General features: G+C 63.2%; 21 protein-coding genes. 11 read left to right on the plus strand and 10 right to left on the minus strand.

The annotated features are described in order from the left end of the window. The first annotated feature begins 62 nt into the window (after nt 1-62). Nucleotides 63-350, plus strand: a complete 288-nt coding sequence (locus ACWGS9_RS06215; RefSeq protein ID WP_454504398.1) for an amidase family protein — start codon at nt 63-65, stop codon at nt 348-350. A gap of 445 nt (nt 351-795) precedes the next feature. Then, nucleotides 796-1,689, plus strand: a complete 894-nt coding sequence (gene argB / locus ACWGS9_RS06220) for an acetylglutamate kinase (protein WP_454504399.1) — start codon at nt 796-798, stop codon at nt 1,687-1,689. Nucleotides 1,690-1,699: 10 nt separating this feature from the next. Here the strand turns inward: argB and bchE are convergent, their stop codons facing one another. Both bchE and ACWGS9_RS06230 read right to left on the minus strand, forming a co-directional pair. Next, on the minus strand, nt 1,700-3,268 hold the full coding sequence (gene bchE / locus ACWGS9_RS06225; RefSeq protein WP_454504400.1) for a magnesium-protoporphyrin IX monomethyl ester anaerobic oxidative cyclase: 1,569 nt from the start codon (nt 3,266-3,268) through the stop codon (nt 1,700-1,702). A gap of 241 nt (nt 3,269-3,509) precedes the next feature. Further along, nucleotides 3,510-3,986, minus strand: coding sequence for an Lrp/AsnC family transcriptional regulator (locus ACWGS9_RS06230; RefSeq protein ID WP_320311493.1), 477 nt, complete (start codon nt 3,984-3,986; stop codon nt 3,510-3,512). Nucleotides 3,987-4,123: 137 nt separating this feature from the next. Between ACWGS9_RS06230 and phhA the strand changes: the two genes are divergently transcribed. Beyond that, nucleotides 4,124-4,957, plus strand: a complete 834-nt coding sequence (gene phhA / locus ACWGS9_RS06235; protein WP_454504401.1) for a phenylalanine 4-monooxygenase — start codon at nt 4,124-4,126, stop codon at nt 4,955-4,957. Nucleotides 4,958-5,281: 324 nt separating this feature from the next. Here phhA and ACWGS9_RS06240 read toward each other — a convergent pair whose 3' ends face one another. The 3 genes from ACWGS9_RS06240 to ACWGS9_RS06250 all read right to left on the minus strand — a co-directional run bounded on the left by ACWGS9_RS06240 (nt 5,282) and on the right by ACWGS9_RS06250 (nt 7,811). Next, nucleotides 5,282-6,721 (minus strand): GMC oxidoreductase, encoded by a 1,440-nt coding sequence (locus ACWGS9_RS06240; protein WP_454504402.1) that lies wholly within the window; start codon nt 6,719-6,721, stop codon nt 5,282-5,284. Continuing rightward, on the minus strand, nt 6,718-6,876 hold the full coding sequence (locus ACWGS9_RS06245; RefSeq protein ID WP_454504403.1) for a hypothetical protein: 159 nt from the start codon (nt 6,874-6,876) through the stop codon (nt 6,718-6,720). The genes ACWGS9_RS06240 and ACWGS9_RS06245 overlap by 4 nt, the downstream gene beginning before the upstream one ends. Before the next feature lie 173 nt (nt 6,877-7,049). After that, nucleotides 7,050-7,811: a GGDEF domain-containing protein gene (locus ACWGS9_RS06250; protein ID WP_454504404.1), complete on the minus strand. Its 762-nt coding sequence runs from the start codon at nt 7,809-7,811 to the stop codon at nt 7,050-7,052. Between the two features lie 150 nt (nt 7,812-7,961). Between ACWGS9_RS06250 and ACWGS9_RS06255 the strand changes: the two genes are divergently transcribed. After that, nucleotides 7,962-8,669, plus strand: a complete 708-nt coding sequence (locus tag ACWGS9_RS06255) for a pyrimidine 5'-nucleotidase (protein ID WP_454504405.1) — start codon at nt 7,962-7,964, stop codon at nt 8,667-8,669. A gap of 433 nt (nt 8,670-9,102) precedes the next feature. Next, nucleotides 9,103-10,029 (plus strand): IS110 family RNA-guided transposase, encoded by a 927-nt coding sequence (locus ACWGS9_RS06260; protein ID WP_454504541.1) that lies wholly within the window; start codon nt 9,103-9,105, stop codon nt 10,027-10,029. 249 nt (nt 10,030-10,278) lie between these two features. Here ACWGS9_RS06260 and ACWGS9_RS06265 read toward each other — a convergent pair whose 3' ends face one another. From ACWGS9_RS06265 to ACWGS9_RS06275, 3 genes are all read right to left on the minus strand, one after another. Continuing rightward, nucleotides 10,279-10,746 (minus strand): hypothetical protein, encoded by a 468-nt coding sequence (locus ACWGS9_RS06265; protein WP_454504406.1) that lies wholly within the window; start codon nt 10,744-10,746, stop codon nt 10,279-10,281. Continuing rightward, nucleotides 10,746-11,216, minus strand: coding sequence for a hypothetical protein (locus ACWGS9_RS06270; protein ID WP_454504407.1), 471 nt, complete (start codon nt 11,214-11,216; stop codon nt 10,746-10,748). The genes ACWGS9_RS06265 and ACWGS9_RS06270 overlap by 1 nt, the downstream gene beginning before the upstream one ends. A 192-nt stretch (nt 11,217-11,408) precedes the next feature. Beyond that, nucleotides 11,409-11,825 carry a hypothetical protein gene (locus ACWGS9_RS06275; protein WP_454504408.1) on the minus strand — a complete coding sequence of 139 codons (417 nt, stop codon included), beginning with the start codon at nt 11,823-11,825 and terminating at the stop codon, nt 11,409-11,411. Nucleotides 11,826-12,099: 274 nt separating this feature from the next. Here ACWGS9_RS06275 and ACWGS9_RS06280 point away from each other — a divergent pair, with 274 nt between their 5' ends. Further along, complete coding sequence (locus ACWGS9_RS06280; protein WP_454504409.1) at nt 12,100-12,780, plus strand: sensor histidine kinase; 681 nt, start codon at nt 12,100-12,102, stop codon at nt 12,778-12,780. A gap of 297 nt (nt 12,781-13,077) precedes the next feature. Further along, nucleotides 13,078-13,701 (plus strand): response regulator transcription factor, encoded by a 624-nt coding sequence (locus tag ACWGS9_RS06285; RefSeq protein WP_320216292.1) that lies wholly within the window; start codon nt 13,078-13,080, stop codon nt 13,699-13,701. A gap of 37 nt (nt 13,702-13,738) precedes the next feature. Here ACWGS9_RS06285 and ACWGS9_RS06290 read toward each other — a convergent pair whose 3' ends face one another. Continuing rightward, on the minus strand, nt 13,739-14,578 hold the full coding sequence (locus ACWGS9_RS06290; protein WP_320311502.1) for an LOG family protein: 840 nt from the start codon (nt 14,576-14,578) through the stop codon (nt 13,739-13,741). A 144-nt stretch (nt 14,579-14,722) separates the two neighbouring features. On the opposite strand from ACWGS9_RS06290, the gene dapD reads away from it, so the two are divergent. Genes dapD through ACWGS9_RS06305 form a run of 3 tightly spaced genes read left to right on the plus strand, consistent with a single transcriptional unit; the run spans nt 14,723 to nt 16,682 of the window. Beyond that, nucleotides 14,723-15,577: a 2,3,4,5-tetrahydropyridine-2,6-dicarboxylate N-succinyltransferase gene (gene dapD, locus ACWGS9_RS06295; protein ID WP_454504410.1), complete on the plus strand. Its 855-nt coding sequence runs from the start codon at nt 14,723-14,725 to the stop codon at nt 15,575-15,577. 24 nt (nt 15,578-15,601) lie between these two features. Then, nucleotides 15,602-15,973 carry a DUF805 domain-containing protein gene (locus tag ACWGS9_RS06300; protein ID WP_454504411.1) on the plus strand — a complete coding sequence of 124 codons (372 nt, stop codon included), beginning with the start codon at nt 15,602-15,604 and terminating at the stop codon, nt 15,971-15,973. Between the two features lie 7 nt (nt 15,974-15,980). Next, a complete protein-coding gene (locus ACWGS9_RS06305) occupies nt 15,981-16,682 on the plus strand; it encodes a hypothetical protein (RefSeq protein WP_454504412.1) in 702 nt (233 codons plus the stop codon). A gap of 72 nt (nt 16,683-16,754) precedes the next feature. Here the strand turns inward: ACWGS9_RS06305 and ACWGS9_RS06310 are convergent, their stop codons facing one another. Beyond that, nucleotides 16,755-17,768, minus strand: a complete 1,014-nt coding sequence (locus tag ACWGS9_RS06310; protein ID WP_454504413.1) for a 2-dehydropantoate 2-reductase — start codon at nt 17,766-17,768, stop codon at nt 16,755-16,757. 174 nt (nt 17,769-17,942) lie between these two features. On the opposite strand from ACWGS9_RS06310, the gene dapE reads away from it, so the two are divergent. Continuing rightward, entirely contained in the window at nt 17,943-19,142 is a 1,200-nt protein-coding gene (gene dapE, locus ACWGS9_RS06315) for a succinyl-diaminopimelate desuccinylase (protein WP_454504414.1), read from the plus strand. The last annotated feature ends 1 nt before the right edge of the window (nt 19,143 follow it).

Below are 19,143 nucleotides of genomic sequence, written 5' to 3' on the forward strand. Positions count from 1 at the left end.
GCCGTTGCCAAGCAAATCGGGCACCGCTAGCCTCGCCAAAAATCGAGGATGCGGATGTCAAATTGCATCTCACCCGGCTGCTCAAGATCAAGGCGCTGTTCGGCCAGCTGATGAGCAAGAGCCTGTGGTTCACCCACTGGCCGGCGATCCGGAATGTCAGCGGGCAGCCGTCGATCGCGCTGCCGGTGCATGTCACGGCGGACGGCCTGCCGCTCGGCATCCAGGCCGTGGGGCGCCCCGGCGACGAGGAGACGCTTTTGTCCTTCGCCGCGCAGATGGAGAAGCTTTCGGGATGGCTGAAGCGGCGCGCGCCACTCAAGGTCCCCGGTGGTTCTGCGCAGGAATTTTGAAAGTTGCCGCTTGTCGGCGAGTAAGGTTTTCATCATCCTTTCCGTGAAATCAGCGCAAACGCTGGCGATTGGCTGAAGCCTCTCGACCTCGTCATCCCAGGGCGGAGCAGCGGCGTCGCGGAGACCCCGGGATCCATTCCGTGACCCTGATCAAACAGTGCAGCGGAGCAGAATTCTGCACCGCAGCAGCGCTCATGCGTCACGGAATGGATCCTCGGGTCTGCGCGCGTCGCTACGCTCCTTGCTCCGCCCGTGGATGACGAGGCCGGGCTGTTTCAGCGAGTCTCCATGGCATGCCACCTGCCAAGGCAAACATAGCCGGCCGGTCAAAATCCCTGTGCTGGGAACTAGCAGATTTCGTCATTGTGACCGCAAAGCCGTTTGCGACGCGCAGCAATACCCGCTAAGACCCCGCCGTCCTTTCCAGCAAGCCAGGATCACATCGATGATGGACATCGCCGCCACCGCCGAAATGCAGGCCGCGCTGCTCTCGCGCGCGCTGCCTTATATGCAACGCTACGAGAACAAGACGGTGGTGGTGAAATATGGCGGCCACGCCATGGGCGATACCGAGCTTGGCAAGGCCTTTGCCCGCGACATCGCGCTGTTGAAGCAATCCGGCGTCAACCCGATCGTCGTGCATGGCGGCGGGCCGCAGATCGGCGCGATGCTCACCAAGATGGGCATCGAATCCAAGTTCGAGGGCGGCTTGCGCGTCACCGACCAGAAGACGGTCGAGATCGTCGAGATGGTGCTGGCCGGCTCGATCAACAAGGAGATCGTGGCGCTGATCAACGCCGAGGGCGAATGGGCGATCGGGCTCTGCGGCAAGGACGGCAACATGGTGTTCGCCGAAAAGGCGCGCAAGACCATGATCGACCCCGACTCCAACATCGAGCGCGTGCTGGATCTGGGCTTTGTCGGCGAGCCGGTCGAGGTCGACCGCACGCTGCTCGACCTTCTGGCGCGTTCCGAAATGATCCCGGTGCTGGCGCCGGTCGCGCCCGGCCGCGACGGCCACACCTACAACATCAATGCCGACACGTTCGCCGGAGCCATCGCCGGCGCCTGCCGCGCCTCGCGCCTGCTGTTCCTCACCGACGTGCCAGGCGTGCTCGACAAGAACAAGAAGCTGATCGACGAATTGACGGTGGCCCAGGCCAGGGCGCTGATCAAGGACGGCACGGTGTCGGGCGGCATGATCCCGAAGGTCGAGACCTGCATCGAGGCGATCGAGCGCGGCGTCGAAGGCGTCGTCATCCTCAACGGCAAGACGCCGCATTCGGTACTGCTCGAGCTGTTCACCGAGCACGGCGCGGGCACGCTGATCGTTCCTTAGCAAGGCATAATCAGCCGGCTAATCTTCTTTCGTTCGACTCACGTGTGTCTTCGATGAAAGGCGTGGCCGGCTTTCGCGCGGGGCGCTGAAAGATCATCGATTCCTCTTCGGCGTCCTGCGGCGCGCCCCAGAATTCTGCAAGCGTCGGCCCGTCCGTCACACGGCGGTCTCGGGCCAGAAAACCCCAGACCTCGCGGAACCAGACGCGGCGGCCCATCCTGGTGTACCAGCGCATCGAATGCCGCTGCTCGGGATCGGGGTGGAACAGGATGCGCGCCAGCGCCTTCGGGCGCGACTGTACGGCGGCTTCGATCAGCTTGACGGCGAAGAACAGCATCCACGGCTTCAGTCGTGTCATGTGCAGAACCTGGTGCTTGTAGTCCCAGAGGCGGACATCTTTCTGGATCACCTTGCGATCGCTGGCGATGCGGAAGAACGGCGTCCAGCGATGCGGCGTGACATAGAGCGCCTGGATCTGGTCGGGATCATAGGCGATGAGCTGGCGGAAGCCGCGCCAGAGGTCGCGAAACCCTTCGTCCTCGAAGCCGGCGACCCAGGTCGCCATCGACAGGATGCCGTTTTGCCTGAGCAGCCGGATCGCCTCGCGGTCGGACCTGGTGCTGCCGCCCTTGCGGATCAGCGACAGCGTCTCCTCGTCGGTATTCTCCATGCCAAGCAGCCAGCGGATGACACCGGCCTTGCGGTAGAGATGCAGGCTATCGGCGTCGCGTACGATGTCGTCGGCGCGCGTCGAGCCGACGATCAGCACCGGCACGCCCTCCGCGATCATGGCGCCGAGAAAGGCACGCCAGGCCTTCTTCGAGGAAGTCGGGTTCTCGTCCGCCAGGTTGATCAGCTCGACGCCGTGCACGCGATGCAGCCAGGCGATCTCCCGGGCGAATTTGACAGGGTCGCGGTGGCGCCAGCGCGTCCAGAAACCGCGCTGGCCGCAATAGTTGCACAGATGCGGGCAGCCGCGCGAGAATTGCATGACCACCGCCCGCTTGCCGCCCCAGTAGCTGTAGCGGCGATGATCGATCAGTTCCCAGCCGACGCGATAGGCATCGAGATCGGCAATGGTCATTGCCGCCTGCGTCGCGACGGGGCGGCCGAAATCGTCGCGATAGGCGATGCCGGCAACGCTTGCCACCGGCTGGCGCATCTCGACCGCCTCGACCAAGGCGGTCGCGGTCGCCTCGCCCTCGCCGCGCACGATGAAGTCGAAGACATCCGTCGCGGCGAGGATGTCGCGCCAATGATAGGTCGGGAAGACGCCGCCATAGATGACGATGACGCCTGGCGCGCGGGCCTTGATCATTTCGGCGATGCGCAAGGCGGTCGGATGTGCCGAGGTCGAGCCGGAATGGCCGATCAGGACGAAGTCGGGATCGCCGCGCAGAGCCTGGTCGACAAGCGTTGGAAGCGGCAACGGCCCGAACTCGGCATCGACAAGGCGCACCTGATGGCCGGAATCGATGAGCGGGCCGCCGATCGCCAGAAGGCCGAGCGGCGGCAGGTGATCGTCGGGCACGCGGCTGCCGATGGCCGTGTGCGGCGGATTGATCAGCACGATGTTCAAGGCGGACCTCCATGTTGGTCCGCTTGTGCTAGTTGCCGATGTCGAAGCCGCCTTGACGCGGTTCAGCAGTTTCCAAGCAGCTTTTCCGGAGAAATCTGCGCTCTTTGCTCGGACGCAATTCCGGACGGAAGCTACGGCGAAGTCGCCGAGCCCCACCGCGTCAGACTTTTCCTGGAATTGACTTTTTTGCTCAGACGCAATTCCGGACGGAAAACCGCGTCACACTTTTCCTGGAATTGCGTCAGCGCCGCAGATGGCTGAGCGGCACGTGGCCGGGTCCCTTGATGTTTTGCAGCACGAGTTGGGTGTGGACGTCGCGCACGCCGGGCAGGCGCATCAGCCGGTGCATGACGAAGGCGTTGAGGTCGTCGACCGACGGCACCATGACATGCAGCAGGAAATCGTGGTCGCCGGTCATCGTCCAGCAGGACGAGACCTCGTCCATGCGCTGCACGGCGGCGATGAAGCTTTCGGGCGAGCCGTCGCTATGGCTTACCAGCCGCACCTGGATGAACACCTCGACCGTCAGGCCGACGGCGCGACGGCTGAGCACCGCGGCAAAGCCCTTGATGATGCCGGTTTCCTGCAACGCCTCGAAGCGGCGCGCGCAAGGCGTTGTCGACAGGCCGATCTCCTGCGCCAGCTCCGAGACGGGCTTGCGCCCGTCGCGCTGCAGGATGTCGAGCATTCTTATCTCGAACTCGTCCAACTGAGGCATTTTCACTCCTCGATCTGCAGTTTCGAGCGAAACTTAGCTCAAAACCGGCGGCCAAGCTACAAACAAGGCTGATTTGCCTCGCCCGCCGCGGTTACGATGACCGCACGATCCCCGATCACGATCTTGAGGAGGAAGAAATGACGATCAGCGTTGCCGACTACGCCGCCGAATGCGCGGCGCAGGGCCTTCGCGGCGACTATTCGGTATGCCGCACCGATTTCACCGTGGCGCAAGACTACCACTATTCAGCCGAGGAGCAGGCGGTGTGGCGCACGCTGTGCGACCGCCAGACGAAGCTGACGCAGAGGCTCGCGCACCGTTCCTATCTCGACGGCGTCGCCGCGCTCGGGCTGCTCGACAGGATTCCGGATTTCGACGAAGTGAGCGAGAAGCTCAACAAGCTGACCGGCTGGGAGATCGTCGCCGTGCCGGGCCTGATCCCGGCCGGCCCCTTCTTCGACCATCTCGCCAACCGCCGCTTCCCGGTGACCAATTGGCTGCGGACGAAGCAAGAGCTCGACTACATCGTCGAGCCGGACATGTTCCACGACTTCTTTGGCCATGTGCCGATCCTGACCCAGCCGGTGTTCGCCGATTTCATGCAGATGTATGGCGAGAAGGCCGAGGACGCGATTGCGCTGGGCGGCGACGAGATGATCACCCGGCTCTACTGGTACAGCGCCGAGTACGGGCTCATCCAGGAGGCCGGCCAGCCGCTGAAGGCCTTCGGCGCCGGGCTGATGTCGTCCTTCACCGAGCTGCAATTCGCGGTCGAGAGCAAGGATGCCCACCATGTGCCGTTCGACCTCGAGACGGTGATGCGTACCGGTTATGAGATCGACAAGTTCCAGCGCGCCTATTTCGTGCTGCCGTCCTTCGACGTGCTGCGCGATGCTTTCGGCAGCGCCGACCTTGCCGGCATCGTGGCGCGGTTCAAGGGCCAGCCGGCGCTCGACCCGGCGACGGTCTGAGGTCGGTTTTCGCCCAACCGACGTTCAGGGCGGTTCAGCTGCCACAAGGCGGCTGGGCCGCTTTGACCTTTTTCAAGGATCCTGCCGGCGGCGCCGGCCGCAGCGGCCGTTCTGGCGCGCATCGCCACCTTCGGGCTGCTCGCGATTCACCCAAACGCGCGCCTAAAGCGCGTCCCGCTGAACCGGATTCAGGCGACGCGCTTTTTAAGTCTTTGTTTTGATGCATGTCGTTGTCCCAGAACCGCTGCACACTTCTGGGCGACATGCATTAGGTGGCGCCGGTTTGCCATTCCAGGCGCCGGGGCCGTCTGCTTCTCGAGAGTTTCAGACGGCGATCACCTTGCCGAGATGCTCGCCCAGCCGGCAGGCGAGCGCGGTGATGGTCGTCGTTGGGTTGCACTGGCCCGAGGTGCAGAACACCGAGGAGCCGCCGACATAGAGATTGTCCATGCCGTGCACCTTGCAGTTGGCGTCGACGACGCTGTTCAAGACATCGGTGCCCATGCGGGTGCCGCCCATATGGTGGTGGCCGGCGGTTTCCTCACTGGTCGGATAGTCGCCGCCATTGCCGATCCAGTCGTCGATGCGGACGCGGCCGAGATTCTTCTGCGCCATGGTCGTGCCGAAAAGCCTCAGGCCCTCGAGCAAGGTCCGCCGTTCAAGCGGCGACTTCTTCCAGTGCAGTTCGATGCGCGGCACGCCGGCGTGGTCGACATCGGCCTTCGACAGCTCGATCTGGTTCGAGGCAAGCGGCGCCTGCTCCCAGGCGACGTAAAGCTGGGCCGCGCAATGCAGCCTCTGGTCCAGCTGGGAGGACATCCATTCCGCCATATTGGGTGCGGTGCAGGCGAGGTCTGCGATCAGCCGCTTGACATTGGGATAGGGCGACTCGATCACGCGGATGCCGAAATTCAGGATCTGCAGCCGCTCCATGGCCGCCAGCGTAGGCGAGAAGAAGGCCTCGTTCGACGTGTCGACCTCGAACTCTGAGTAATTGGCGAGGATGGCGTTGCCGCCCTCGAAGGTCGGATGCTCCATCCAGTAGCGGCCGAGCGCCGCCGCGTTGGGCACCACGCCGCCATTCGACCGCTGGTTCGACCATAGCAGCAACCGCGAGTTCTCAAGCCCGCCGGTGCAGGTGACGAAATAGTCCGCCTTGAAGGTACCGGCGTCCTGCCCGTTCGACCAGAGTTTCGCGCCGGTGACGCGCTTGCCGTCGCCGGCGAGCTCGGTTGCGTAGGTGTTGAGCACGACGGCGATGTTCTTGCTCTTGTCGAGCTCGTCGGCGAACTTCTCGCCGAAGCGCACGGCGGGGCTCTTGATCAATTGCACCCAGCGGATGTCGTCCGAAACCGGCACATCGGGACGGAAATCGGGAAGTTCGAGGATATCGTGGACTTCGCCAAGATAAGGCTCGATGTCGGCACGGCTGATCGGCCAGCCGGTGTCCGGAGCCCAGGCCTTGGGCTCGAAATCCTGTTTGTCGAGCACGCGGCACCAGCCGGCCCAGTGGTTGGACGAGCCGCCCATGAAGCGCAGCCTCGTGATGTCGAGGTCGAAATAATAATCGCCGACCGTGGCGCCGCGGTAGAAATCCTGCGACTCGTCGCTGAACTCGCGCGAGCCCGCCTCCAGAACGACGACCGGGATGCCGGCGGCGCCGAGCTTCCTGGCGATCGTCGTGCCGGCCGGACCGGAACCGAGAATACAGGCCTTGGGTTTGAAGCCGGCCTGCTTGTAGGCCTCGTAGCTGTCGAAGATCATGCGAGATCGCTCCGCCGCAGGATCCAGCCATTCGCCTCTATGATCTCGTCGGCATCGACGGCGGCTGGCTGGTTGCGGAACAGCGACAAGGCGGGCAGCGCGATCAGGGCTTGCACGATCGCGCGGCGCGACATTTTTCTTATGAAATTGCTCATGACACGTCTCTCGATAGGGGCCTCGATCCACGCATGCCGTTCCTGAACGGCACACATGCCGTCGAGGAGGCCAATTCCGTGCCAGACCTAGGTGAAAACGGCGTTACACCAGGAAGTTTAGCGCGGTTGAATAGGGCCATGGTTAGGGCATTCCTAACACCTGCGGCGAAGCTTCATGCCGCTTCCGGAAGTTCGCGGTCGAGGATCGAAAGATTGCGGCCGCGATTCTTCGCCTCGTAAAGCCTGCGATCGGCGGCGCGCTCCAAATCGGAAACGGTTGCGCTCTCGCCGCAGCTTATGCCGCCGATCGAGACGGTGAGCGGCACGGTGCGCTCATCGACGGGGCGGAAACGGATCAGCTCGACCTCGCGGCGGATGCGTTCGGCGATATGCTTGGCCTCCGGCTCGCTGGCGCCAATCAGGAAGGCCGCGAATTCCTCGCCGCCGATGCGGCCAAGCACGTCACCGCTGCGAATGCCGCGCTCGATGGCGCCGGCGATCAGAAGCAGCGCTTCGTCTCCCGTCAAATGACCATAGCTGTCATTGATCCTCTTGAAGTGATCGGCGTCGATGATGAGCAGCGCGCCGCGATCGCTCTTGCGCCGCGAACCGTCGAGCGCGGCAAAGAAGGTCTCGCGGTTGAGCATGCCGGTCATGTCGTCGCGGCTTGCCTTTTCCGAGAGGCGCCGGTGAGCGGCGGTGAGTTGTGCGTGGGCGCGGGCAAGCTCGCGATGCGCATTCTGCAGCCGGTCGCTCTGCCAGAAGCTGCCGGCGCTGGCGGCCCAGGCAAGCACGAGCGGGCAAACCGTAGACGCCAGCCACACTGTGCGGCTCATCGAAAAGCCCATTGCCGGAACTACAATCAGCGTCAACAACAGCGAGACGGCGACCGAAGCGAACGCTACGGCCGCGGCCCTCAGAAATATGCGACTCATCACTTGCTCCCAACGGAGAGCTTCTGTGCCAGCAAGCGTTAAAGGCGACCTTTCCAGGACTTTTAAAATTTGAAGTGAGATGGCATTTTCACAATTCGTGACGCGTATAAGTTGTGGATAAATTCAGCGTCGGCATGCCATAAGAAACCTATGACAACGACACCCGATCCCGCCCGCTTTGCCCATGTCACGGACTGGGTGTTCGACCTCGACAACACGCTCTATCCGCATCACTCGAATCTGTTCGCGCAGATCGACGTGAAGATGACCGCCTATGTCGGCGAGTTGCTGACGCTTTCGCGCGACGAGGCGCGCAAGCTGCAGAAGGAGCTCTACCTGGAATACGGCACGACGCTGAACGGGCTGATGAAGCGGCACGGCATCGACCCCGACGATTTTCTCGAGAAGGTGCACGACATCGACTATTCGAGGCTGGTGCCGGATCCTGTGCTGGGCGCGGCGATCCGCCAACTTCCCGGGCGCAAATTCATCTTCACCAATGGCGACCGCAGGCACGCCGAGCGCACCGCGCGCCAGCTTGGCATATTGGAGCATTTCGACGCCATCTTCGACATCGTCGCGGCGGGGCTCAATCCCAAGCCGGAGCGCCAGACTTATGAGCGCTTTGCCGAATTGCACTCCGTGACCGGACACAATGCGGTGATGTTCGAGGATCTGGCGCGCAATCTGGCCGTGCCGAAAGCGCTCGGCATGACGACGGTGCTGGTGGTGCCGCGCAATTTCGAACCGACCTTTTCGGAGATCTGGGAACGCGATCCGGCAAACGAGGACGACGTCGATTTCGTCACCGACGATCTCGGCGGCTTCCTGACGGCGATCGTCGACGTCGTGGCCTGAGCTCTGTTTGCGTTGGCAGGCGGCATGCGTTCGAGATCGGCCGAAACGGCCCGGCCTCGTCATCCACGGGCGGAGCAAGGAGCGTAGCGACGCGCGCAGACCCGAGGATCCATTCCGTGACTTCGGCCGTAGGGTGCAGCGGAGCAGAATTCTGCACCGTTAGGCAGGTGGCATGCCTTGGAGATTGGCCGAAACGCCCACCCCGTCGTCATGCTAGGGCGGAGCGGGAAGCGAAGCGTATCGCGTAGACCCTAGAATCCTGTGTGTTGGTTCTGGTGTATGGTTGAAGTGGGAAGGAGACCGAGTGGATCCTGGTCGTCCTTTTGGGCAGGCCGTGGCATGGCCCGGTCCCTTCCCACCGGTGAACCATCAACCTGAACAGTTGCACGGGGCTGTTCCAAGCAGACCCCGCACCACAGGAAGAGGCGTGGACATGATAGCCCAGAACTATGTCGGCTGCGACATCTCCAAGCAGTGGCTCGACTTTTTTGATGAGACAAGCGGCCGTCTTCGGCGCATCGACAACCAGGCCGATGCGATTGCTGCCTATGTGGCGGACCTTGACCCCGATCAAGACTTCGTCGTCATGGAGGCGACGGGCGTCCATGACCGGCTGCTGCGTCACGCACTGGCCAAGGCCGGCGTGCCGTTCTCGCGGCACAACCCGGCCCATACTCACCACTATGCGAAGTCGACGAGACGACGCGCCAAGACCGATCCTCTCGACGCCAGGATGCTGAGCGACTATGGCCGTCGCTATCAGCCTGAAGCCGAGCCGGCGCCGAGCGAAGAAGTCGAGCGGCTTCAATCGCTTGCCGGCCATCGCGATCACCTGGTCAATATGCGGGCAACGGCGAAGAAGCACCTCGCCGAGGCCTTCGATGAGATCGTCATTGCCGATCTGGAAGAAACGATCGCCTACTTCGACACGCGCATCAAGGCGCTCGAGAGCCTGATTGCTGAAGTCATTCGTCAAAACCAGGACACCGCTCGCGACCACGCGCTGATGGTCTCCGTGCCCGGTGTCTCCAAGGTTGGCGCGCTCTCGCTGCTGGCGCTCCTTCCCGAGCTCGGCCAGCGCTCACCCAAGGCGATCGCGGCGCTCGCCGGCCTTGCCCCATTCGACAACAAAAGCGGCAAGCTCAACCGCAGAAGCCAGATCCAGGGCGGACGATCGCGCGTGCGCCGCGCCCTTTACATGGCGGCCCTCACTGCCATTCGAACCTGTGACCGCTTCAAGGTTTTCTACACAGCGCTTGCTGCCCGCTCAGGCTCCAAGAAGCTCGCCATCATCGCCGTCGCAAGGAAGCTCCTAGTCGTCCTCAATGCCATCATTCGCGACAAAACTGCATTCGCGTGAACACAGTTGCCATGCCGTGGCCTTGATCGAAGGCGCTGCGGAGCAGAATTCTGCACCGCCGCAACGCTTCGAAGTCACGGAATGGATTCTATGGTCTGCGCGCGTCGCCTCGCTCCTTGCTCCGCCATAGAACGACGACGTTGGGGCGGCTTCAACCAATCTCCGGCGTTTGCGCTGATTTCACGGAAATGAACGGAAAATCTTGCACCAAGACAAACGGCAACCTTTCAAAATCCCTATATCGAGGACCTAATCGAAATCCGGAATCGTGCCTGGCGGCAGTCCCAGCCGGCCATTCAGGTCCTTCAGAAACCGGCACCAGGCCGGAGTACCTCCGGCTCCCTTGCCGTTGCCGTTGCCATCGGACGAATAGCCGTTGCCGTAGCCGTTGCCGCAATTGGCGTTGCCGTTGAAGTTGCCGCCATTGAAGTTGCCGCTGAAGCTCCCGGCATTGCCGTTGCCATTGAAATTGCCGCGATTGCCATTGCCGTTGAAATTGCCTGAATTGCCGTTGCCGTTGAAATTTCCGGTGTTGCCAAGGCCGTTGGCGACACCGGCGCCGATTGGAAGGTCGGCAATCCTGACCAGGGTCGAGGCGTCGGCAACGATGATCGCGGCAAGCAGGGTGCCAACCGCGAGGCCGTTTCCATCAAGCAGCCTCGCCGCCTCCTGGCGCTTGCGAGGCCGAGCCGGCCCGGATGATTTCAGGCCGGTCATCAGCGGTTTCCCCGGCCGTTGAAGTTGCCGTTGAAGGCGCCGACATTGCCGTTGCCGTTGAACGACCCGCCGTTGAAGTTGCCGTTGCCGGCACCGATGTTGCCGTTGCCGTCATATTCGCCGGTGTTGCCGTTGCCGTTGAAGGCGCCGATATTGCCGTTGCCGCTCGTCGTCGAGGTGTTGTTGTTCCCGTTGAAAGCGCCGACATTGCCGGTACCGCTGTTGAAGGCGCCGACATTGCCGGTGCCGCTGTTCTTGTAGCCGGCATTGCCGCCGAGGCTGCCAAGCGGGTTCATGTCCCTGACGTTCGAACCGATAGATTGGCCGTATTTGCCGACCGCCGCCTGGACAGCCGACATGCCGAAGGCCTGGCTGCCCGTCGTGGTGCCAGCCTTCGCCGCGGTTGCAATCAACAACCCCAGGCATAGCGCAGGCCCCAGGCATAGCGCCGGTATGACGTACCGTTTCATCTGCGAGCTCCTTCCATGGCTTTGCTTCGAAATTGGCACTTGCTTCGAAAAAGACCGGGTTTCGAAAAGGACTGGGACCGCCGGCGACATGTCGCGATAGCCTTGCGCGGGGGACGGGCGCGTGGCTCGGCGGTCCCAGAGACGTCAGCGTCTCCAAGTTGAAGCTTGGCGACGCTAGCGGTTTGGACGGCGCTACTGGTTCGCGTTGCCGTTTCCGTTGCCGTTGCCGGCACCCCAGTTGCCGTTGCCGTTGGCATTGCCGTTCCCGAGGCCGAAGTTCCCGTTGCCGTTCACGTTGCCGTTGGCGAGGCCGAAGTTGCCGTTGCCGTTGCCATTGCCGTTGGCGATGCCGGCATTGAGGTTGCCGTTGTAGTTGCCGTTGAAGGCGCCCATGTTGGCATTGCCGTTTCCGTTGCCGTTCCCGAATCCGAAATTGCCATTGCCGTTGAAGTTGCCGTTGAAGGCGCCGGTATTGGCATTGCCGTTGCCGTTGCCGTTGCCGACGCCGACATTGCCATTGCCGTTGCCATTGCCGCTACCGATCGAAAGTGCGGATGCCGAACCAGTCAGGGCCGACAGGACGGCCGCGGCCAGGATGATCTTTCTCATGACGTTCTCCTTGTTTGCGTTGAGCTTCCCGGCAGTTCAAGATGACCGGGAGGACGCTTGAAGGATGCACGCAGAAATAGTGGCGATACATTCGGGCTGATCGGCAGGCACCGTCGGTTTTTCTGCTGATCTCCGTGTCAGGAAAAGTTGAAGCAATCGGGAAAAAACTGACAGGCATAAAGGCATATGCCGGGTGTATATTGCGCGAGGGAAGAACCCCTAATGCCTTTTCTCGCAGGCCCGTACTTTGCGGCATCGACGAGAAGGGACGTCGATGGAGGGTGGCATCGACACCGGCAAGGACGATAGCTCGAAAGTTCGGCGCCTGAGCCTGGCGCGGCATCTGGTTGCCGTGCAGGAAGAGCAGCGCCTGCGCCTGTCGCGCGAGCTGCATGACGACCTGGGCCAGATGCTGGCCAGCGTCGCGCTCGAATTGCACATCGTTCGCGCCGGCTCGCTTGAGATGGACAGTCGCCTCGCACGCGCCGCGATGCTTGTCGACCAACTGAACGCAAGGGTGCATGACGCCGCCTGGGGCTTGCGGCCCGCGGATATCGAACGCCATGGCCTGCGGGCTTCGGTCGAGGATCTGGCCGCCGTGCTTTGCGGCCAGCTCGGCATAACGTGCGAAATGGACCTCGAAGCCCTTTCGAACCCGTTGCCCGCCGAGATCGCGCTCACGCTTTACCGGATCGCACAGGAGGCACTCACCAATATCGGCAAGCATGCCGCGCCGAGCCGCATAAGCGTGACGGCGCACATCCAGGACGATCGGATGCGCCTGGCAATAGAGGATGACGGCAGCGGCTTTGACGGCAGCGCCGAGCCTGGCCCGGGCCGTTTGGGACTTGCGGGAATGAAAGAACGCCTTGCGCTGGTGGGTGGCAAATTGTCGGTTGAAACCGCCCGTGGCAAGGGAACCACGCTTTACGCCGACGTGCCCCTCGCCGGCTGATCGACGGTTTCGTACCAAGCAATATGATCAAGTCGGAAATGGCATCCTCCACGTCGGGTGGGGTTACGTGAAGCGCTGCACATCCCGGACTTTAGTCCCGGCTTACAGTCCGGCCGCATGGGTTAGGCGGGGGATAGCTTACCCGCTACGGCCGCCTCGCGGCTTGCCGAAACAGACGGGCGTCCCGCATAAGGCGGGGCAGTTGCCTAGACCATCAAGGACAAGAGGGGCCCTTCCAGGGTGAAGGGCTCCTTCATCGACTGATGGAGGTTAAAGGTGTGCTGCAAGCGGATATTTGTGGTCGATGACCACCCGATCATCCTGTCCGGGGTCGGGGCGATGATCAACAGCCAGGAGGACCTGACGATCGTCGGATTGGCCGGGAATGCCGATGATGCCCTCGAAGGGATCGGCAAGACGCTGCCCGATGTCGCCGTGGTCGACATATCGCTTCCCGGCGTCAACGGGGTCACGCTGATCGAGCGGCTCGGCGAGCGCTTTCCGGAGGTCAGCTGCATAGCGCTGACGGCGCATGAGGACCCCGGCTGCCTTCGCCAGGTGCTTGCGGCCGGCGGGCGCGGTTTCGTGGTCAAGCGGTCGACCGCAACGGATCTGCTGCAGGCCATCCGATGCGTGCTGGCCGGCGACAACTATGTCGATCCGGCGCTTGCGGCGCGCATACTGAGCCCACGCAGCGCCGCGCAGGGCGATCCAGGCAATCTCAGCGAAAGGGAGCGGTCGGTCATCCAACTGGTGGCGCTCGGCTACAGCAACAAGGAAATCTCGTCCCGGCTCAACCTCAGCATAAAGACGATCGAAACCTATCGCACCAGGGCGACCGAGAAGCTCGAGCTCCGCTCGCGGGCGGCCATCGTGCGTTTCGCGCACTCGAATGGCTGGCTGGTCGAGCTGCCGGTTTAGGCACACCGGGACCGGGCAAGTTTGTTTCCCGCGCCTTTCAGAGCTTGTAGAAGCGGCGGATAATGTCCCAGGCTTCTTCGGCGGTGTCGACGAAATCGATGATGTCCTGATCGCCGGGCGAGATCGTGCCCTGCTCGGCGAGGAAATCGAGATCGATCGCCCTTTGCCAGAACGCCTTGCCGAACAGGATCACCGGCACACGCTCCATGCGCCCCGTCTGGATGAGCGTCAGCGTCTCGAAGAACTCGTCCATCGTGCCGAAGCCGCCCGGAAACACCGCGACCGCCTTGGCGCGCATGACGAAATGCATCTTGCGGATGGCGAAATAGTGAAAGTTGAAGCAGAGCTCCGGCGTGACATAGGCGTTGGGCGCCTGCTCGTGCGGCAACACGATGTTCAAGCCGATCGACGGTGCGCCGACGTCGTCGGCGCCGCGGTTGCCTGCCTCCATGACGCCGGGTCCGCCGCCGGTGACGACGACGTACTCACGATAGTAGGACGTAGCCGACTGCCGCGAGCACAGACGGGCGAATTTGCGCGCTTCCTCGTAATATTTGCTGTTCGCCTCGAGGTTCTTCTTCTGCGTCTCGTTCTTGGCCGCCCAGGCCTCGCCGCCGGGTTCCGGCAGGCGGGCGCCGCCGAACAGGATCACGGTCGAGTGAATGCCGCGTTCGGCCAGGATCATTTCCGGCTTCAAGAGTTCGAGCTGCAGCCGCACGGCGCGTAACTCGCGCCGCGTCATGAAGTCGGGATCGTTCCAGGCCAGCCGGTAGGTTTCGGCGCGTGTCTGCGGGGTATCCGGCACGCTTTTCGAGCGCTCCAGGTCCTCGTCCGAATGCGGCAGCGGCGTCCATCCCGCCTTTTCCATGGGAGTCATCGAATCCACCCGTCCAATTCCCTTACTTGCGCCGTCCCGTGACGCAGGCGCGATTGACCCCCATTGAGCCTTAACATAGGGTCCGCGCGACTTTTAAACAGGTTAAGGCGCAGCCCCTTAACAGCTTGGTAATGGAGCGAAATCATGTCGAAGCCCGATCTGGCGAGCCTCGAAAGCACCATCGAAAAGGCCTTCGAGGAGCGGGACACGATTTCGACCGCGACGCGCGGCGAGGCGCGCGAGGCCATCCAGTCGGCGCTCGACCTGCTCGATCGTGGTGTCGCCCGCGTCGCCGAACGGCAAGACGACGGCAAGTGGCACGTCAACCAGTGGCTGAAGAAGGCGGTGCTGCTCTCCTTCCGGCTGAACCCGATGGAGATCATCAAGGGCGGTCCCGGCCAGGCCGTGTGGTGGGACAAGGTGCCGTCGAAGTTCGACGGCTGGAGCGCCGTCGACTTCGAGAAGGCCGGTTTCCGTGCCGTCCCGTCCTCGATCGTGCGCCGCTCGGCCTATGTCGCGCCGGGCGCGGTGCTGATGCCGTCCTTCGTCAATGTCGGCGCCTATGTCGATACCGGCACCATGGTCGACACCTGGGCCTCGGTCGGCTCCTGCGCCCAGATCGGCAAGAACGTGCATCTTTCGGGGGGTGTCGGCATCGGCGGCGTGCTGGAGCCGATGCAGGCAGGCCCGACCATCATCGAGGATAATTGCTTCATCGGCGCACGCTCGGAAGTGGTCGAAGGCTGCATCGTGCGCGAAGGCTCGGTGCTTGGCATGGGCGTCTTCATCGGACAGTCGACCAAGATCGTCGACCGCGCCACGGGCGAGGTCTTCTATGGCGAAGTGCCGGCGAATTCCGTCGTCGTCGCCGGCTCGATGCCGGGCAAGGCCCTTCCGAACAACGAGCCGGGCCCGGGCCTCTACTGCGCCGTCATCGTCAAGCGCGTCGACGCCAAGACCCGCTCCAAGACCTCGATCAACGAATTGCTGCGCGATTGATCCTCCACAGCGGAGCGGACGCCATTGTCTGAAAGATCGCAATTCCTCTGGCTGTTCTTCAGCCTTTCGGGGCGGCTGAGCCCGGTCGCGTATGCGCTGGCCGGGATCTTGCTGGTCCTTGTCCAGTTTTTTCCGTTCTACCAGTTCGCGCGGGTGGAGCTCAACTCCGCCGCCAGCCAGAACTGGGCCATGATATGCTGGGGCGTGCTGCTGATCTCGGCCTGGGCCACCTTCGCGGTGACGGCAAAGCGCTTCCATGATTTCGGCAAGCCGACTTATTTTGCGCTGATCTCGCTGGTCATCGGCCCGATCCTGCTCGTCATCCTCGCCTGTTTCCGCAGCGATCCCGGACCGAACCGTTACGGCAGGCGTACCAACGCGCCGGGCGAACCCTGAAACCGCCATGCGCTACCGCACGCTCGATCCGCAATTGATCATCGAGACCGCCGAAAGGCTGGAAGTGCGGGTCGGCGATCGTTTTCCGGAAGCCGGCCTGCGTGGCGTCGCCGCCGAGCTGGTATCGCTGTCGCGGGACCTGGCGAACGCCGCAAAGGAGCTGGAAGCGCCGATCTGGTGGCTGCGCGGCGTCATCGTCGCCGCCTTCATCGCCGGCGTGGCGATGTTCCTGTTCGTCGGCACCATCCTGCCGCTCGACCGCATTTCGGGAGCTGACGATGCCGTGCAGTCGATGCAAGGCATCGAGGCGACGATCAACACCGTTATCCTGGCCGTGCTCGGATTGCTGGCGCTGGTCCGCACCGAGGAGCGCATCAAGCGCAACAAGGTATTCCGCCAGTTGCACGGGCTGCGCTCGCTGATCCATGTCATCGACATGCATCAGCTGACCAAGGACCCGGCGACACTGTCGGCCGATTTCAAGCCGACCTCGCACTCGCCCATCCGCATCACCAACGCGGCCGATCTTGCGCGCTACCTCGACTATTGCTCGGAGATGCTGTCGATCACCGGCAAGATCGCGGCGCTGTTCGCGCAATCGGTCAACGACTATGTCGTCGTCAATGCCGTCAACGACATCGAGAACCTGGCCTCCAACCTGTCGCGCAAGATCTGGCAGAAGATCACGCTGATCGAGGACCGCAGCTAGAGCGCAATTCCGGCCGGAAGGCTACGGCGAAGTCGCCGAGCCTAACCGTTTCACACTTTTCCTGGAATTGCTCTAAACCGCTTCCGGCCCAAGACCGGGCGGACCATGCTTTTCCGCCTCGGCCTGACGCACCAGCGCCGTGACGCGTTGGTTGACCGGCGTCGGGGTGCCGCTTTGCCTGGCCACGCGAATGACGGCGCCCTGCAATTCGTCGATCTCGGTCGGACGCCCGCGTTTCAGATCGTCCCACATCGACGAGCGCGCTTCGGGATCGATCGCCAGCATGCGGCGCGCCAGAAGGCCGAACAGCCAGTCGGGGAGCCGCAGCACCTTCGGCAGCAGCGCCGCCGGCAATCCGGTGATGCGCGCCGGCGTTATGCCCGCCGCCTTCATCGCGGCGAGCGCCTCGTCGATCTGGGCGGCCAGGATGACGCGCCAGCTTCGGTCGGCGAGTTGCACAGCCAGCGGCAGGTCGGAGAGCGCGACCAGCGCGTTGTTGAGGTTCATCAGCAATTTGCTCCACTGCACCGCCTTCATGTCGGCGCGCGCTTCGACGGCAAGTCCGTCGACATTGAGCAGATCGGCAAGGCCGTCGACGCCGCCGTCGATCATCACCTCGCCCTGGCTGGCGCGATGCACGCGGAACGGGACCTCGCCGTCCAGCGACTGGACGACGTTGAACATCACCATGCCGGTCAGCACCTGCCGGCCGGGGAGCCGGGCGCGCAACCTGTCCGCATTGTCGACGCCGTTCTGCAGGCTGACCACCACGGCATCCGAACGCCCGTGGACGGCTATCAGCTTCGCCATCTCCGCGGTTGCGCCGCTCTTCACCGTCACCAGAATGACGGCCGCCTCATGCAGCGCGATCGCCGGATCGTCGGTGGCCGAAATCGCCTGTGCCTCGATGCGGCGGTCGCGGCCATCGAGATCGCTGACGCGCAGTCCACCCTGGCGCATGGCCTCGACGACGCGGCCGCGACCGAGAAAGACCACCTTGCGTCCGGCGAGCGCCAGGCATCCGCCGACATAGCCGCCGATGCTGCCGGCGCCGGCGACCGCGATCGTCCTTGCTTCGCTGGCCATGCATTCGTCCTCGCTTGGCTCGCAACTCGCCATGATGCATGTCGTTCTCCCAGAACCGCTGCACACTTCTGGGCGACAGGCATTTATACGCCATGAAAGCCATATTGTCGGCGGTATGACCGGCGATCATCTGCCACCGTGACACGACAAACGCTTTCGACTATCGCTTTGCCCATGACATTGCCGACCGACCCCGCCGCTAACCTTGCCGCCCTGATCCGCTGTCCTTCCGTGACGCCCGCCGAAGGCGGCGCGCTTGCCGCGCTGGAAGACATGCTGAAGCCGCTCGGCTTCGCCGTCGAGCGTCCAGTCTTCTCGGAAGACGGAACGCCGGACATCGAAAACCTCTATGCGCGGCGCTCGGGCAATGGCCCGCATCTGATGTTTGCCGGCCATACCGACGTGGTGCCGGTGGGCGACGAGGCGGCCTGGACGCATCCGCCCTTCGCCGCCGAGATCGCCAATGGCGAGATGTATGGTCGCGGCGCCGTCGACATGAAGGGCGGCATTGCCTGCTTCATCGCCGCGGTGGCGCGTCACGTCGCGAAGAATGGCGGCCCGCAAGGCTCGGTCTCCCTGCTCATCACCGGCGACGAGGAAGGACCCGCCATCAACGGCACCACCAAGCTGCTCGGCTGGGCGGCGGCCAAGGGCGAGAAGTGGGACGCCTCGATCGTCGGCGAGCCGACCAATCCCGATGCGCTCGGCGACATGATCAAGATCGGCCGGCGCGGCTCACTGTCGGGCAGCGTGATCGTGAACGGACGCCAGGGCCACGCCGCCTACCCGCAGCTTGCCGACAACCCGGTGCGCGGACTCATCAGCCTGGTCGATGCGCTGCTTCATCCCGTGTTCGACAAGGGCACGAAGGATTTCCAGCCGACCAATCTCGAGGTGACGTCGATCGATGTCGGCAATCCGGCGACCAACGTCATCCCGGCCAAGGCGACAGCCACGTTCAACATCCGCTTCAACGACACTTGGGATGCAGAAACTGTCCAGGCCGAGATCCACAACCGGCTCGACCAGGCCGCCGGGCGCAAAAAATACCGGCCGGGCAAGAAGACGCCGGTCGACTATGAGCTTGTCTGGCGCGACCGGCCGAGCCATGTCTTCCTCACCCGCGACGACAAGCTGATCGATACGCTGAGTAGCTCGGTCAGGGCGGTGGTCGGCAAGACGCCGGCGCTCTCGACCTCCGGCGGCACCTCGGACGCCCGCTTCATCAAGGATTATTGCCCGGTGGTCGAATTCGGGCTGGTCGGCAAGACCATGCATATGGTGGACGAACGCGTCGCGCTTGCCGACCTCGATACGCTGACGCAAATCTACGAACGCTTCATCGAAGACTGGTTCGGAAAAGGCCTTTCGTGAC

It is taken from the genome of Mesorhizobium sp. Arg314 (assembly GCF_053714275.1).